The organism is Micromonospora sp. NPDC050417 (assembly GCF_044458865.1).
In the GTDB taxonomy this organism is placed as follows: domain Bacteria; phylum Actinomycetota; class Actinomycetes; order Mycobacteriales; family Micromonosporaceae; genus Micromonospora_G.
This window is the reverse complement of sequence record NZ_JBITIH010000002.1, coordinates 160488-175862: the sequence shown is the minus strand read 5'-3', so window position 1 is coordinate 175862 and position 15375 is coordinate 160488. Positions and strand designations below refer to the sequence as shown.

Annotated in this window: 14 protein-coding genes; 7 read left to right on the top strand and 7 right to left on the bottom strand. The window is 70.5% G+C overall.

Going from position 1 to position 15375, the window contains the following annotated elements; all coding sequences use genetic code 11:
* Nucleotides 1–584: 584 nt before the first annotated feature.
* The 4 genes from rpsF to rplI all read left to right on the top strand — a co-directional run bounded on the left by rpsF (nt 585) and on the right by rplI (nt 2245).
* A complete protein-coding gene (rpsF, locus tag ACIBF5_RS03415) occupies nt 585–875 on the top strand; it encodes a 30S ribosomal protein S6 (RefSeq protein ID WP_208810571.1) in 291 nt (96 codons plus the stop codon).
* 82 nt (nt 876–957) lie between these two features.
* The gene (locus tag ACIBF5_RS03410) at nt 958–1497 is read left to right on the top strand and encodes a single-stranded DNA-binding protein (protein WP_396807667.1); all 540 of its coding nucleotides are present in this window, start codon (nt 958–960) and stop codon (nt 1495–1497) included.
* 44 nt (nt 1498–1541) lie between these two features.
* The gene (rpsR, locus tag ACIBF5_RS03405) at nt 1542–1781 is read left to right on the top strand and encodes a 30S ribosomal protein S18 (RefSeq protein ID WP_007073789.1); all 240 of its coding nucleotides are present in this window, start codon (nt 1542–1544) and stop codon (nt 1779–1781) included.
* Between the two features lie 14 nt (nt 1782–1795).
* Nucleotides 1796–2245: a 50S ribosomal protein L9 gene (rplI, locus tag ACIBF5_RS03400; RefSeq protein WP_396807665.1), complete on the top strand. Its 450-nt coding sequence runs from the start codon at nt 1796–1798 to the stop codon at nt 2243–2245.
* 98 nt (nt 2246–2343) lie between these two features.
* Here rplI and ACIBF5_RS03395 read toward each other — a convergent pair whose 3' ends face one another.
* Nucleotides 2344–4563, bottom strand: a complete 2220-nt coding sequence (locus ACIBF5_RS03395) for a hypothetical protein (RefSeq protein WP_396807663.1) — start codon at nt 4561–4563, stop codon at nt 2344–2346.
* Between the two features lie 410 nt (nt 4564–4973).
* Here ACIBF5_RS03395 and dnaB point away from each other — a divergent pair, with 410 nt between their 5' ends.
* The gene (dnaB, locus tag ACIBF5_RS03390; RefSeq protein WP_396807661.1) at nt 4974–7442 is read left to right on the top strand and encodes a replicative DNA helicase; all 2469 of its coding nucleotides are present in this window, start codon (nt 4974–4976) and stop codon (nt 7440–7442) included.
* 129 nt (nt 7443–7571) lie between these two features.
* Here the strand turns inward: dnaB and ACIBF5_RS03385 are convergent, their stop codons facing one another.
* The 6 genes from ACIBF5_RS03385 to ACIBF5_RS03360 form a co-directional block, all read right to left on the bottom strand.
* Nucleotides 7572–7991 (bottom strand): zf-TFIIB domain-containing protein, encoded by a 420-nt coding sequence (locus ACIBF5_RS03385; protein WP_396807659.1) that lies wholly within the window; start codon nt 7989–7991, stop codon nt 7572–7574.
* Nucleotides 7992–8016: 25 nt separating this feature from the next.
* Complete coding sequence (locus ACIBF5_RS03380; protein WP_396807657.1) at nt 8017–8646, bottom strand: phosphoribosyltransferase; 630 nt, start codon at nt 8644–8646, stop codon at nt 8017–8019.
* A 186-nt stretch (nt 8647–8832) separates the two neighbouring features.
* Nucleotides 8833–9201: a fluoride efflux transporter FluC gene (locus tag ACIBF5_RS03375; RefSeq protein ID WP_396807655.1), complete on the bottom strand. Its 369-nt coding sequence runs from the start codon at nt 9199–9201 to the stop codon at nt 8833–8835.
* Nucleotides 9198–9650 carry a fluoride efflux transporter CrcB gene (crcB, locus tag ACIBF5_RS03370; RefSeq protein ID WP_396807653.1) on the bottom strand — a complete coding sequence of 151 codons (453 nt, stop codon included), beginning with the start codon at nt 9648–9650 and terminating at the stop codon, nt 9198–9200. The genes ACIBF5_RS03375 and crcB overlap by 4 nt, the downstream gene beginning before the upstream one ends.
* The gene (locus tag ACIBF5_RS03365; protein ID WP_396807651.1) at nt 9647–11017 is read right to left on the bottom strand and encodes a glycosyltransferase 87 family protein; all 1371 of its coding nucleotides are present in this window, start codon (nt 11015–11017) and stop codon (nt 9647–9649) included. Before ACIBF5_RS03365 ends, crcB begins: the two co-directional genes overlap by 4 nt.
* Nucleotides 11014–13539 carry a putative bifunctional diguanylate cyclase/phosphodiesterase gene (locus ACIBF5_RS03360; protein WP_396807649.1) on the bottom strand — a complete coding sequence of 842 codons (2526 nt, stop codon included), beginning with the start codon at nt 13537–13539 and terminating at the stop codon, nt 11014–11016. Before ACIBF5_RS03360 ends, ACIBF5_RS03365 begins: the two co-directional genes overlap by 4 nt.
* A gap of 722 nt (nt 13540–14261) precedes the next feature.
* Here ACIBF5_RS03360 and moaC point away from each other — a divergent pair.
* On the top strand, nt 14262–14753 hold the full coding sequence (moaC, locus tag ACIBF5_RS03355; protein ID WP_396807647.1) for a cyclic pyranopterin monophosphate synthase MoaC: 492 nt from the start codon (nt 14262–14264) through the stop codon (nt 14751–14753).
* Complete coding sequence (locus ACIBF5_RS03350) at nt 14750–15232, top strand: molybdenum cofactor biosynthesis protein B (protein ID WP_396807645.1); 483 nt, start codon at nt 14750–14752, stop codon at nt 15230–15232. Before moaC ends, ACIBF5_RS03350 begins: the two co-directional genes overlap by 4 nt.
* Nucleotides 15233–15375: the final 143 nt, after the last annotated feature.

Genomic DNA, 15375 nt, shown 5'->3' with positions numbered 1-15375 from the left:
ACGTGGTGTCGCCGTTCGAACGTACCTTTGACGTTGATCAATGGGCCCCCTCCGTCGCGCGGCCCGGCGCGGCGGAGGGGAGTGCCCGCTGGTCGGCCTGGTCCGCGAGCCCGGCAGCGGGATCTCCCGGATCCGGTGGATCGTCCCGGAACTCCGGATTCACCGGTTTGCTCGCGCTGGTCGCCACGGTGTGCGTGGTGGGAGTCAGTGCTGGGGCAATTCGGGCTATTGTCGCTCAACGAGCAACACGGACTGTTGTGGCGTAAGATGACAACTCAGTAGGCTCCGCGGGGCGCCTCCTATCCAACCTCATCGGTGTGGTCGTTCCTCCCCAGGTCCCACCCAAAGAATGCGGATAGGGCGCCCCGCGGCTCTGCAAGGAGGGGCCCCTTCCCGTCGATCCGAGACGGGAAGGGGCCCCTGGTAACACCCGTACGCCCGGTGAACGTCTCGGTACGCCACCGGGTATCCTGGTCAGGTTGTCCATGTGCCCGAGGGTCCCCCCTCCGGAGTACGCGGCAACGACGCACGACCTCCTGCCACGGAAGGACCGTGGCCGCTAGCCCATAGGAGGTGAGCACGTCTTGCGTCATTACGAGATCATGGTCATCCTCGATCCAAGCCTCGAGGAGCGCACCGTCGCCCCGTCGCTCGACACGTACCTCAACGTGATCCGCACTGCGGGTGGCTCGGTGGAGAAGCTCGACGTGTGGGGCCGCCGGCGCCTCTCGTTCGAGATCAACAAGAAGGCCGAGGGCATCTACGCCGTCATCGACCTGCAGGCCACGCCTGCTGCGGTGGCTGAGCTGGATCGTCAGCTGCGACTCAACGAGTCCGTGCTGCGCACCAAGGTCATCCGGCCGGAAACGCGCTGACGCGCGTTCTTTCCCGGCACGCCCGGATCAGCCTCAGGGCTCTGTCGTACGGCTCTGGCAGCCTTACGACGGAGTCTGATGAGTGCGCGAGGAGTTGGTCATGGCAGGAGATACCACCATCACGGTCATCGGCAACCTGACTGATGACCCCGAGTTGCGTTTCACCCCGTCCGGCGCGGCGGTCGCCAAGTTCCGGATCGCATCCACGCCCCGGTTCATGGACCGGGCCACGAACGAGTGGAAGGACGGCGACCCGCTCTTCCTCGCCTGCACCGTATGGCGGCAGGCAGCGGAGCACGTCGCCGAGTCGCTACAGCGGGGTGCCCGCGTGATCGTCTCGGGCCGGCTGCGTCAGCGGTCGTACGAGACCCGCGAGGGTGAGAAGCGCACCGTCATCGAGCTGGAGGTCGACGAGATCGGCCCGTCGCTGCGGTACGCCACGGCGAAGGTGCAGAAGATGTCGCGCTCCGGCGGTGGCGGTGGCGGCTTCGGCGCCTCCGGCGGTGGCGGTGGTGGCCAGGGCGGCGGAGGCAACTTCGACGACCCGTGGGCCACGGCAGCCCCGGCCTCCTCCGGTTCCGGTTCGGGCGGCGGAAACTTCGACGAAGAGCCTCCGTTCTGATGGCGCCGCCGAGCGCTCGAGATCGCAAACCAGGAGCAAGAGCAATGGCAAAGGCTGCGGCACTGCGCAAGCCGAAGAAGAAGGTGAACCCGCTCGACAAGGACGGGATCACCTACATCGACTACAAGGACACCGCGCTGCTGCGGAAGTTCATCTCCGACCGCGGCAAGATCCGCGCTCGGCGGGTGACCGGGGTTACCTCGCAGCAGCAGCGCCAGATCGCTCGTGCGGTCAAGAACGCCCGTGAGATGGCGCTCCTGCCGTACACGGCCACGGCCCGCTGAGAGGAGACGCCGACATGAAGGTCATCCTGACGCAGGAAGTGTCCGGTCTTGGTTCTCCGGGCGACATCGTCGAGGTCAAGGACGGCTTCGGCCGGAACTACCTGCTTCCGCAGGGCTTCGCGATCGTCTGGACCAAGGGCGCGGAGAAGCAGGTCACGGTCATCAAGCGGGCCCGTTCGGCTCGCGAGATCCGCGACCTCGGCCACGCCAACGAGGTCAAGGGCCAGCTCGAAGGGCTCAAGGTCAGCCTGAAGGCGCGGGCCGGCGACGGTGGCCGCCTCTTCGGCTCGGTCACCCCGGCCGAGGTCGTCGACGCGGTCAAGGCCGCTGGCGGCCCCGTGCTCGACCGGCGCCGGCTGGAACTGCCCGGCCACATCAAGTCGATCGGTGCGTACGCGGTGCGGGTCAAGCTGCACCCGGAGGTCACCGCCAAGTTCGACCTGAACGTGGTGCAGGGACGCTAGTCCGGAACTGACGAGTGAAGGCCGTGCCCGTACGGGCACGGCCTTCACTCGTGTGTGGCACCGATGTCCTCGCGCTGTCGGTTGGGCCCGACGCATGTTCAGCCGAGTGGTTGGCCCGTGATCACGCTGTACAGGACCGTGGAGAGACCTCCGCCGACCACTGCCGAGGCGAGCCCGAGGCTCGCCGGCCGCCATGCCTTGCTGACCCAGCGCAGCAGTAGGGCCACCACCAGGCTCCCCATCAGGGCGGCCCCGAAGCGGGGCGCGGCGCCGAGGATGGAGGTGAGCGCCTGGGCCCGGTCCGAATCGCACCCGCCGCCAGCGGGATCGGTGACACAACCCGGCGGCGGGCTGTTGTCCAGTGTCACCAGCCAGATGAAGAAGACCAGCACCGGTACGGCGTACCAGGCGGCGGTGTAGAGCACTGCGGCAAGATGGGTGCCGGGCTCGGTGTCGAGCAGGTCCTCTTCGAGCCGACGACTGCTCCGGCTGGGCGGCACGGCAGGATCGGGCGTACCACCCGGGGTGGTGCGGCTGCTCCTGGTGACCTGGCTGACGCTCGGACCGCCCCGCTTGCTCCGGCTGATGCGCGGCTCGGCCGGCATTGCGGCGACCCGGCTCCCCGTTGTCGTCGGTGTCGGATCGTCCGGTGGCCTGATCCTCGGCGGACGGGGGTAGGCGACCGCCGGCGACCGAGGCGCGGAGGTGGGAGTCTCCATCCAGCGTGGGTCGTCGTCGGCCAACCGGGCGCCGGACCAGAAGTCGCTGCCCCGGTCGCGCCAGGAAGGGCCGCCGGCCCGGCGCTCCTGCTCGTCCAGCGCGTCCAGTTCGCTGCGGTCCCAGACGCCGGTGTCGGTGAACCGGTCCCACTGGCCCGTGTCGGTGAACGAACTCCACACCCTCGGCTCCGCCTCCCGGTCCGGGCGGTCTGTCTCGTCCAAACGGTCCCATTGGCCGGTGTCGGTGATCCGGTCCCACTGGCCGGTGTCCGAGGTCTGATGCCGGTGTCCCTCGCCCACCTCGGTCACCCGGTTCCACTGACCGGTCTCGGTGAACCTGTCCCGACTCCGGCCACCGGTCGCCGGGTCGGCACCGGTCGCCCGTCCACCCGCCGCCGACTGGTCCGTGGTACGGCCGCGCCGGCTCCGGTCACGGGTCGACCGAGCGCCCTCGTCCGACCGGGCGGCCGTACCTCGCTCGGGATCCGGGGCGGGTCGCTGGCCTCGTCGCCCGGTTACCGGGTCACCCGTGCCCGCCGTCGTACGCGGCCCCGACCACTCGGCTCGACCACCACGTTCCCGCCGGTCGGCGCGTCTGTCCGGCTCGGCGCGCCGGGCGCCACCCCGACCAGGGGTCGGCTCCGGTGGCGGCTCGGGACGATCCTCGCTGCCCCAGTGCCAGACGCCGGTATCCGTGAACTGGTCCCAGCGTCCGGTCTCCGCCGTGCGGTCGTCCCGGCGTGGCCTGCCCGTCCGGCTCCACTGCCGGCTGCCCGTGCCCTCGCTGCCGCTCCTCGGACCGGCGCTCTCGGCCTCGCCGGTGTTCCACCTACCGGTGCCTCCGGCCTCGCCGGTGCTCCCCCTACCGGTGCCTCGGGCCTCGCTGGTGCTCCACCGACCGGTGTCGGTCAGGTCGTCCCGACGGTCGGCGGGCCGATTGTCCGACCGGTCACGATCACGGCGGTCCGAACGCCGCCGACCGCCACTCGACGACCCGCCGGTGCGGGTGCTCTCCGAGCGGGCGCCGTCGTCGCTTCGGTCGGCCCAGGTCCGCCCGGTGTCCGTCGCCGGGCCGCGCCGCTGCGCGTACCCGTCCTCCTGGCCGGTGCGGCGATCTCCGGAGCGGCCGTCGAGATTGTCGGCGTGCCGGCCCGTGCCGCGCGGACGCTCTTGCGCGGCTTCGGTCTCGGCCCGGCGTCGCCGTCCGGTGGTGGTGGGTTCGGTGTCGGACCAACCGGTCGGCGCGGTCCAGTAGTCCGTGGCCGGGCCGCCGCTGTCCCGCCCGTTCGTCCGGGGCGCTTTCGTGAGGGGCAGGTCGACGCCCCGAGGGGTGTCCGACCAACGCGGGGCCCGTTCGTCGTCGTCACGGTGCCGGCCGCTCTCGTCGCGATCCGGGCTGGACGACTCCCGTGCCCAGGTGGGGGTGTATCGGTCGGGATCACTGCGACGCGCCCCCCGGTCACGACCGGGGGGTTGGTATCCCTCGCCGGTGTGCGAGTGGGGGTCACCAGGGCGAGGATCACCGTCATCGACCCAGGCGTCGGCTGGGCGCCGCACGGGGCGGGTGGACTCACCGCGCCCCCAGTCCCGATAGTCCACGGCCGGAGCGTGACCTTTCTGAGATCGAATGGCAATCGACCGTCCAGACAGACATGTCGATGCCGACAAAATCATGCCAGCTCGGACGGATCTCCCTGGAGTTTTCTTTCTCCACACCGTGGGGACGGAGTAGGCCCAAGTCACGGCGGGTACAGGCTACCTTCCCCAGGCGTTATGCACAGCCTGTGCACAGGGCCGCGCACATCCTGGTGCCCACTGTCCACAGGTTGTCCCGAGGCTCATCCACCGCTGCGTTTGGGGTCCTGACCTCGACTTTCGTATGGTTACCTCGCGGATCCCCGCCCCTGACGCGATGGCCCCCGGTCGTATCGGAGGGTTGGCCCGAAGCGAAAACTTGTCACACCTCGGCGGTTCGCTCAGAGACAGCCGATCCAGCGGAGGGGGAGTCGGTGTCGGTCAGCGATGAAATCCGCGCGGAGGCCAGGTCGGCGGGACCCCCCGCAGGCCCGCCGGCCCAGCGCGACGGCCAGTTCGACAAGACCCCGCCGCAGGACATCGCGGCCGAGCAGTGCGTGCTCGGCGGAATGCTCCTCTCCAAGGACGCCATCGCGGACGTGGTGGAGATCCTCAAGACGAACGACTTCTACCGACCCGTACACGCCACGATCTTCGATGTGATCCTCGACCTCTACGGTCGCGGGGAGCCCGCCGACTCGATCACCGTGGCGGCGGCGCTGGCCGATGCCGGGGACCTGGCCCGGATCGGTGGGGCGCCGTACCTGCACACGCTGATCGCCAGCGTGCCGACCGCGGCCAACGCCGGCTACTACGCCCGGATCGTCGGGGAGCGGGCGGTGTTGCGCCGGCTGGTCGAGGCCGGCACGCGCATCGTCCAACTCGGGTACGGCTCCGCCGCCGGCGGCGGGCGCGACGTGGACGACGTGGTCGACCTGGCCCAGCAGGCCATCTACGACGTCACCGAGAAGCGGGTGAGCGAGGACTTCGCGATCCTCGCCGACATGCTCCAGCCCACGCTCGACGAGATCGAGGCAGTGGGGGCCCAGGGCGGAGTGATGACCGGCGTACCGACCGGTTTCTCCGATTTGGACCGATTGTTGAACGGGCTTCACCCGGGTCAGCTAATTATCGTCGCCGGACGTCCCGGCCTCGGCAAGGCCCTCGCCCTCGACACGCCGCTGCCCACTCCCACCGGTTGGACCACGATGGGCGCGGTCACGGTCGGTGACCGGTTACTCGGCGCCGACGGGCAGCCGACCACCGTCACCGCCGCGTTCGAGGTCAGGTACGACCGCCCCTGCTACGAGGTGGAGTTCTCCGACGGCAGCCGGATCATCGCCGACGCCGAGCACCTCTGGCAGACCACCACCCTCGCGGAACGCCAGGCTGCCGTCGGGATGGCCGGCACCGCGGGTGGCGCGGCGGCCGGCGGCCACACCGCGTCCTCCACGGACGGCGTACGCACCACCACGGAGATCGCCACCACGCTCTGGGCGACGGACGAGCCAGCCGCGTACGGTGCGGAGACGCCGGGTGGAACCACCCGTGTCGCCGTGTCCCCGTACGGACGCACCACCGGGCCGCTCACGCCGCCACGGCGGCCGAACCACGCGGTCGAGAACACCAGGCCGCTCCGGTTGCCCGAGTGCGAACTGCCGGTGCCGCCGTACGCGCTCGGTGTCTGGCTTGGGGACGGATCGCAGCCCGGCAAGCGCCACCACGTACCCGCGATCACCGAGCTGCTCGCCCCGTCCGGCGAGGCACGGGACCAGCGGATACCCCCCGCCTACCTGCGAGCGGCCGAGGTGCAGCGTCGGGCCCTGCTGGCCGGACTGCTCGACCAGAGCGCGACGGTGGGAGCACGGGGCGAGATCCGCTACGTGACCGCCTCGGCCCGGCTAGCGGAGGACGTCACCGAACTGGTCGTCAGCCTCGGCTACCACTGCTCGGTCACCCCGCCGGAGCGGTCCCACCAGCCGACGAAGGCCCGGTCCGGCGGCTACACCGTGACGTTCTCGACCCGGGACGAGGTGTTCCGGGTGTCGGAGCAGGGGCAGACGCACCGTACCCGGCGGGAGGCCGTACCGGCTCTCGACGCCGATCGGCGGTTCGTCGTCGCGGTGCGGCCGGTGCCGAGTGTGCCGGTCCGCTGCGTGACGGTCGACAACGACCACCACCTGTACCTGGCTGGCCGCTCGATGATCCCGACACACAACAGCACCGCGTCGATGGACTTCGCGCGGAACGCGGCGATCCGGGCCAACCAGGCGGCGGCGATCTTCTCGCTCGAAATGAGCAAGGTCGAGATCGTGATGCGGCTGCTCTCGGCCGAGGCCCGGGTGCCGTTGCACGTGTTGCGCAGCGGGCAGCTCTCCGACGACGACTGGACCAAACTCGCCCGCTGCATGGGCGAGATCAGCGAGGCCCCCCTCTTCGTCGACGACACGCCGAACATGAACCTGATGGAGATCCGGGCGAAGGCACGGCGGCTCAAGCAGCGGCACGACCTGAAGATGATCGTGGTCGACTATCTCCAGCTGATGAGTTCGCCGAAGCGGACCGAGAGTCGTCAGCAGGAGGTCGCGGAGCTGTCCCGGGGACTGAAGCTGCTGGCCAAGGAGGTCGAGTGCCCGGTCATCGCGGTGAGTCAGCTCAACCGTGGTCCGGAGCAACGCACCGACAAGCGACCCCAATTGTCTGACTTGCGGGAGTCTGGCTCGATTGAGCAGGATGCGGACGTGGTCATCCTGCTGCACCGCGACGACTACTACGACAAGGAGTCACCGCGCGCGGGCGAGGCGGACTTCATCGTCGCGAAACACCGTAACGGCCCCACCGACACGGTGACCGTCGCGGCGCAGTTGCACCTCTCCCGCTTCGTCGACATGGCGATCGTCTGAACCGACGTGGCGATCGTCTGAACCGACATGGCGACCGTCTGACCGACGCCTCGACACGGACGCCGGCCAGGGCCCGAAAGCCCTGGCCGGGCGCCACGTTCGGTCAACCGTTCGGATTGTTACCGAAGGTCAGTCGAAGAGTTCGTTCAGGAAGCTCTTGCGCTTCTTGTGCCGGTAGTGCCCGTGGTAACCCTGGTGCTGCTGCCCGTACACGGGGGCCGGCGGGTAGCCGTGGGTGACCGGGGGCGGCGGCGCGTGGCCGGGCGCGGGGTAGCCGGGCTGGTGCTGCCCCGGGGCGGGCGGGGGCGGCGGGTAGCCGGCACCCGGCGGAGGCGGAGGCGGTGCGTAACCACCAGCCGGCGCCGCGGACGGCTGCCGGGGCGGGGTGCCGCCCTGCTGGTTCCAGTTCGCCTCGGCCTCAAAAAGCTTCTCCAGCTCACCGCGGTCGAGGAAGATCCCGCGGCACTCGCTGCACTGGTCTACGGTGACGCCGCTGCGCTCGTACTGGCGCATGTCGCCCTGGCACTTCGGACATGTCAGATGCATCACTCGAAGGTACCGGGTCAAGTCACCTTCACCCACCGAGCATGGCCGTTACTTCCCCATCGGACACCTCGTGGAAGTCGTCGTAGTAGCGGCTCACCGCGCCGAAGTCGTCCGGACGCTGCGGGCAGACAACCTCGTCCGCCTCGGTGACGAGAGCGTGGTACGCCGCAGGCGAGCCCACCGGCACCGCCACCACCACCCGACGCGCGCCCAGCTGCCGGGCGACCGCCACCGCGGCGCGGGCGGTCGCGCCGGTGGCGAGCCCGTCGTCCACGATCACCGCGGTACGTCCGTCGAGCGACAGCGGCGGTCGACCCGCCCGGTACAGCCGCTCCCGGCGCTCCAGTTCCGTGGTTTCCCGGCGTACCACCTCGGCCTGCTGTTCCGGGTCGACATGGTCAGCCAACTCCGGGTTCAGCACCTTGACCCCGCCGGGGCCGAGCGCACCGAACGCCACCTCCGGGGCCTGCGGCAGGCCGAGTTTGCGTACGACCAGGACGTCCAGGGGAGCGCCGAGCCGTTCGGCGACCGTGGCGGCCACCGGCACGCCGCCGCGTACCAGGCCAAGCACGGTGTTGTCGGACCGGTCGGCGAGATCGGCCAGCCGGTCCGCGAGATCGGCACCCGCGTCGGCCCGGTTCCGGTAGGTCGTGGTCATGCCTCAAGGTGTACGCCTCACCGGCCTGTCCCGCCCGCCAGTCGCGCCAGATTGGCTGGGCACGAGCGTGCCAGGACGATCCGGGTCCAGCCGTCGGTCCAGCCCGCCAGGTCCAGGCTGACCGTGTTCAGCTCGCCAGGGTCCAGGCTGACGGGGTTCAGCCCGCCAGATCCCGCCTGACGGGGTTCAACGCAGCCCCCCGAGCCACCAGCCGAGGGCCGCCGCGCCGAGTCCGGCGACCAGCGTCGCGGCGACGTTGCACACGGCCCGCAGTCGCCCCCCGGGACCGCCGGCCGCCAGCCGTACGGTCTCGTAACTGAAAGTGGAGTACGTCGTCAGCGCACCGCAGAAACCCGTACCGAGAAGAGTGCCGACCCATCCGGGCACGCTGCCGCCCAGGCCGGCGAGGAGTCCGAGCACCAGGGAGCCCACCACGTTGACGATGAGCGTGCCCCACGGCAGGGTGCCGCCCAGCAGCCGGCTGGCGAACCGGTCGACCAGGAACCGGCAGGGCGCGCCGACCGCCCCACCGGCCAGGACCAGGAGCAGGGTCATGGTTTCGGCCCGATCCGGGCGACCAGCCAACCGCCGAGCCAGACGGCAGCCAACGCACCCGCCAGGGTGCCGAACACGTACCCGGCGGCGAGCAGGGGCCGTCCGGTGTCGAGTAGGCCACGGGTCTCGACCGCGTACGTGGAGAACGTGGTGTACCCGCCGAGCACCCCGGTGCCGAGGAAGGGGCGGAGCAGCCGATGCGGCGCGATCCGGGCGGTGACGAATCCCATCAGCACGCCGAGCAGGGCGCTACCGGTCAGGTTGATGACCAGGGTCGCCCAGGGCAGATGCCCCGGCGGGGTTGGCCAGGCCACGCCCACGCCGTACCGGGCGGCGGAGCCGAGCGCGCCTCCGAGCGCCACCGCCGCGACCACATCCCAGGGCAGCCGGTCGCTGGGGAGCGCGCCGGATGGGGGTCCGCCGTGCGGCTCGGTCGCCTTGCGGATCATGTGCCGGTCGCCGCCGTGGTCGGGGTGGCCGGGTCGGCGACGCCTTCCGAACGGGTCTCTCCGAGCCGCAGGGCGGGCGCCCAGGCCAGGAACGCGATCGGGTAGAGCAGGTAGCCGAACCGGGTGGAGGGCATCAGGGCGATCGCGGCGAGGAGCCCGTACCCGCAGATCAGGGCGGCTGTGGCGGCGGTCGGCGGCGGCCGGCGGAGCAACCGTACGGCGATCGCGAGTCCGGCCGCGACGAGCAGTGCGGCGGCGATCACCCGACCGGCGGGCAGTGCCGAGGCGATCAGGTAGCCGGGGAAGGGCGACTGTGCGGGGCTGGTCACCACGCCGTGCCCGAGGGGGAAGCGGAACACGTTCTCCACCAGCGCCGCCGAGTCCACGAGTTGCACCGGGATCAGCGCGGCCACGGGCAGCCCGATCGCCCCGGCCGCGAACCACGTCGCCTTCCGCCTTCCGTGGGTCGCCGCGTACGCGATCAGCACCAGGGCGACCGGCCAGGCGAAGAGCTTCAACGCACCGGCGAGGCCGATCACCACCCCGGCGGCACCGAAGCGTCGGGTCGCGGCGAGGGTCAGGGCGAGCAGGCAGAGGGCGAGAACGGGCAGGTCGTCACCGCCGGTGGCGAGGGTGAGCGCGCAGACCGGCAGGACGGTGGCGAGCTGCGCCGCGCGTACCAGGGCCGAGTCGCGCGCGGTGCCCGGCGGCGGTTGGTCGGCCGACCACACCAGCCGGCGCGGACCCGCGCCGCCACCTCGCACGGTGACGATCGCGAGGACCAGGGCGGCGGCGGTGGCGACGGCGAACCAGATCCGGGCGTCGGTCCACCAGATGTCGCCGACGAGCCCTCGGGGCAGGCCGAACAGGGCCATACCCGGCTGGTACGGGGTGTAGCCGAGCAGTTGCTCACCGGCCGGTAGTGCCCGGATCGCGTCCGGGCCGAGGTACGGGGTGCCGTGGTCGAGGAGCCGGATGCCGGCGTGCTCGATCACGACAACCTCCTCCTGCGCCCGGTCGGTACGCCCGGCAGCCCGTTCGACGCTCTGCCACACCATCGGTAACAGTGCGGTGGTCGTCCAGGTCACCGCGGTGAGTGCGGCGCGGGCGCCGGTGCCGGTCAGCCGGGTGTAGCCGCGCCGACGGAAGATGAGCTGTCCGACGACGACAAGCGCGGCGACCAGGTAACCGGCGGTGGCGACCGTCCCCCACGCACGGTGCGGCAGCAAGGTGGAGGTGGCGGCGGTGACCGCGGCGAAGACTGCCGAGGCCGAGTAGAGCCCGAGGTCGGCGGCGAGCCCGCCGGCGGCGGAGTCGAGCCGGTGCCAGAAGCGGCGGCCGTGGGTTCGCCAGTTCTGGGGGATCACGCGGGCAAGTGTGGCAGACGGTCCGTGTGTCGCAGGCCGGTACGTCGACCCGGGGACAGCCGGATCACCGAACCCTCGTCGTGCAGCGGCTGGGCGAGCGTTCCCGACCGGCCGTCGGCCCCCCTTCGGAGCGCGGCGAGCATCCGGGTCGCCGCCATCGGCCGGGCGAAGAGGTGACCCTGCCCTGCGGTGCAGCCCAACTCCCACAGGGCCCGCCGTTGCGGCTCGCTCTCCACCCCCTCGGCTATGACCAGCAGGTCGAGACTGCGCCCGAGGTCGACGGTGGAGCGGATCACGGCGACCGCCTCGGCGGAGGTCTCCATCGCCATGACGAACGTACGGTCGATCTTCAGCTCGTGGACCGGGATCCGGGAGAGGACCGAGAGCGACGAGTAGCCGGTGCCGAAGTCGTCGAGGGCGAGCCGTACGCCCGCGTCGCGGAGCTGGCCGAGGACTCGGTCGACGACCTCTAGCTGGCTGAGTGTCAGGTTCTCGGTGAGTTCCAGGACCAGCCGTTCGGGCGGCAGGCCGTGCGATTCGAGCCGGTCGAGTACGACCCTGGGGAAGCTCGCGTCGAGCAGGCTGCGGGGCGAGACGTTCACCGCCACGGTCAGGTCGAAGCCGGCCGCCTGCCATTCGTCGGCGGCGACGATCGACTGGTCGAGGACGGCGCCGGTGAAGGCGGGCAGGAGGCCGGATCGCTCGACCGCGTCGAGGAACCGCAGCGGGTCGATGGTGCCGTGGGTGGGGTGTTGCCAGCGGGCCAGTGCCTCGGCCGCGACGACGGCGCCGGTGCAGAGGTCGACGATCGGTTGGAAGTCGACGGTGAACTCGCGTTCGGCCACCGCGCGGGAGAGGTCTCCGCTGAGGGTGAGGCGGCCGACGTCGGCGGTGTCCCGGCTGGCCGCGTAGCTGGTGAGCCGCAGCCCGGCGCGTTTGGCCTGGTACATCGCGACGTCGGCGCGGCGCAGCAGCTCGGGCATCCCACCGGCGCCGGGGGCGACCGCGATTCCGCCGCTGGCCTCGACGCTGATCCGCATGCCGTCCAGCTCGATCGGTTCGTGGAGCGCGGCGAGCAGCCTCTCGGCCCGGTGGGTGGCGACTGCCGGGGCGGGCAGGCCGCTGATGAGGATGGCGAACTCGTCACCGCCGAGCCGGGCGACAAGGTCGTCGGGGCCGGCGACCGCCCGCAGCCGGTCGGCCACCGCGATCAGGACGCGGTCGCCCGAGGGGTGCCCGAGCGTGTCGTTGACCTCTTTGAAGTGGTTGAGGTCGATCAGCAGCACCGCGGCGAGGCCGTCGGCGTGCCGCCGGTCCAACTGTTCGGTGCCCCGTTCCAGTAGATGGCGTCGGTTCGCCAGGCCGGTGAGTACGTCGTGTGACGCGGCGTGCGCGTGTTCGTCGGCGACCCGGGTCAGTTCCGCGTACGCGGTTGCGTTCCGGATCGCGGTGCAGAGCGCCGAGGCGAACGTACGCAGGGTGTACCGCTCCCGTTCGGAGAGCTGGATCGGGCCGGGGAACCAGAGGTGGAGCAGCCCGATCTCCACACCGTCGTGCCCCTGGAGCGGGGTGGTGATGGTGGTTCCGGTGCTGGGTAGCGGCTCGTCGGTGGGGCCGTCGAGGGTGATGGTGGTGCTGTCGCCCCGTACCGTCCGTCCACCGTCGTGTCGGGTGACCTCGACCTGGTCGGCGTTGAACAGGTCGGCCGCACTCTGTACGGCGGTGCGGAGGACCTGGTCGAGGTCGACGTCGTTGAGCGCGTCGGTTGCCCGCGCCAACTGCTGCCAGGCGTCGCGTTCGACCCGGCTGCGCAGTCGGGACGAGTAGGCGAGGTGCAGGCTGAGCACCAGTGGTGGGATGATCAACAACAGGCTCTTGTCGGCCTGGAGGATCAGCACGATGGACCCCACCACCAGGAGGCGGGCGATACCGCTGGCGAGCCGGAGGTCCCAGTGGCGGGAGAAGAGCTTGCTGAGGCTGACCCGGCTGGCGAGCGAGATCACGGGCAGGGTCAGCGCCTCGTCGAGCACGACCACCACCAGGTACGCGGCGATCAGCGGCACGATCCGCTCGGAGAGCGGTTGCTCGTCCGACCAGGACCAGCCCAGGCCCAGGAACACCAGTCCGGCCGCGGTGGCGAGCAGCATGTCCTTCGCGACGCCGAAGGCGAGTTTGAGTGGGGCGAGCCGGACGATTGCCCGGGCGATGCCCACGCCGAGTCCGGTGCAGAGGATGACCCAGGGAGTGGGGGCGAACGCGAGGCCGGCGAGGACGGCGACCTCGGTCCAGGAGATGCCGTGCGGGGTCGAGCGGATTCGTATCCGCACGCTGACCGTTGCGCCGACAACCACCAGAAAGGTCAGTTTGGCGGCGGTGGCGAGGTCGTCGAAGGTGGGAATTCCGTGGGTCGATATATCACGGATGCTGATTACTGCGGCTATGGCAGCAGAAACGACGACGAGACCGACAAGCAGCACCAGCCGCCGATCGGTCCCAGTGTCGTCCTGTTCAGTCCGAGTCATACCAGTCCTTTGTCGCCACTCGGTATTTCTCTGGTGACGGTATGTCTCGACAGCCTACGACTCGCAGTTGTTGTCGGGTACCTCTGCTCAGAGCCAGTCGGTAGCACGCATGTCCGTGTCCTCTCTCGTCGTACCGATGAAGCGGGAGGGGGTCGGCGCTTCGATCGTTGCTGTTCGACGGGAGAATCGTATGGCCCGGCAAGCGGAATATCGACCATTAAATGTCGATATGCGCAGTATCCGTTAATCCTCGCCTAGTTTGCTACGTTCCGTCCTGATATGGAAACTGAATGCTGATAAAGGTCGTCGGATCAGCGCCATATTTCCTATTTGCCGATTGAGAACGGCGTAATCGAGAACGAGTGCCGCTCGACCGATAGGCACCGCCGCGCGAGGGCTGTCGAGCCTCCCACGCACTCCCGCCCCGGCCAGGGTGATCGGTTCGGCCCTGCCCGCCCCGGGCAGGCAGCCGGCCCGCCCCCAGACATCCCACCCAGGGTGTCATCGGCGGATGTTCCCTCGATTCGGCGGCCCAGTCAATTTTCGGCCCGCGACGCTCTCCGCCGGCACGGCTCTCCGTGGGCCGTCCGGGCATAGCTCTCCGCCGGCTTGCCCGGGCATGGGTCTCCGCCGGCTGCCCGGGCACGGCTCTCCGTCCTGTCCGGCACGGCGCGGACCGCGCACGGTCGCGACTGGACGGCGATGGTCGATAGGCTCGCGGCGTGACCACCTCGGAGCACCTCACCCACGTCGACCGGGCCGGGGCTGCCCGGATGGTCGACGTCTCGGACAAGTCGGTTACCGGCCGCCGCGCCGTCGCCGCCGGTCGACTCCAGACCACCGCGGAGGTGGTCGAACTGCTCCGCCAGGACGGACTACCCAAGGGAGACGCCCTGGCCGTGGGACGGCTGGCCGGCATCATGGGTGCAAAGCGGACGCCGGACCTGATCCCGCTCTGTCACCCGATCGCGTTGCACGGCGTCACCGTCGACCTCCGACCAGGAGACACGACGGTGGAGATAACCGCGACCGTGCGCACCGCCGACCGGACCGGCGTGGAGATGGAGGCGTTGACCGCCGTGGCCACCGCCGGACTCGCCCTGATCGACATGGTCAAGGCGGTCGACCCGGCTGCCTCCCTGGAACACGTACGGGTGCTGCGCAAGGAAGGTGGCAAGACCGGGGACTGGAACCGACCGGAGGACCGCTCGTGATCCGCGCCAGGGTGGTGGTCGCCTCCAATCGTGCCGCTGCCGGGGTGTACGCCGACACCAGTGGCCCCCGACTCGTGGCCGGCCTGCGTGAGCTGGGCTGCGAAGTCGACGAGCCGGTCGTGGTGCCCGACGGCGAGCCGGTCGCGACCGCACTGCGCCAGGCCCTGGCCGACGGGGTGGACGTCGTACTGACCAGCGGCGGGACCGGCATCACACCGACCGACCGCACCCCGGAGATGACCCATGGGGTGCTGGACTACGAGATCCCCGGCATCGCCGAGGCGATCCGCGCGCACAGCCGGGCGACCGTGCCGACCGCCGCTCTCTCCCGGGGGCTGGCCGGAGTGGCCGGGCGGATGCTGGTGGTCAACCTGCCCGGATCGACCGGCGGCGCGAAGGACGGGCTCGCCGTGCTCGGCCCGATCCTGGTGCACACCATCGACCAACTCCGCGGCGGTGACCACCCGCAGCCGGGCTGAACCGACCCGGACGGCTCGACGGGGACCAACTCGGCGGCGCGCGGCGATAGGCTCGATCGGTGAGCGCGAAAACTCGATCGGTGCGTGCCAAGAAGAGCCTGCCGAGGGCGGCCCGGTGAGCGTCGAACCCGCTGTCACCACGG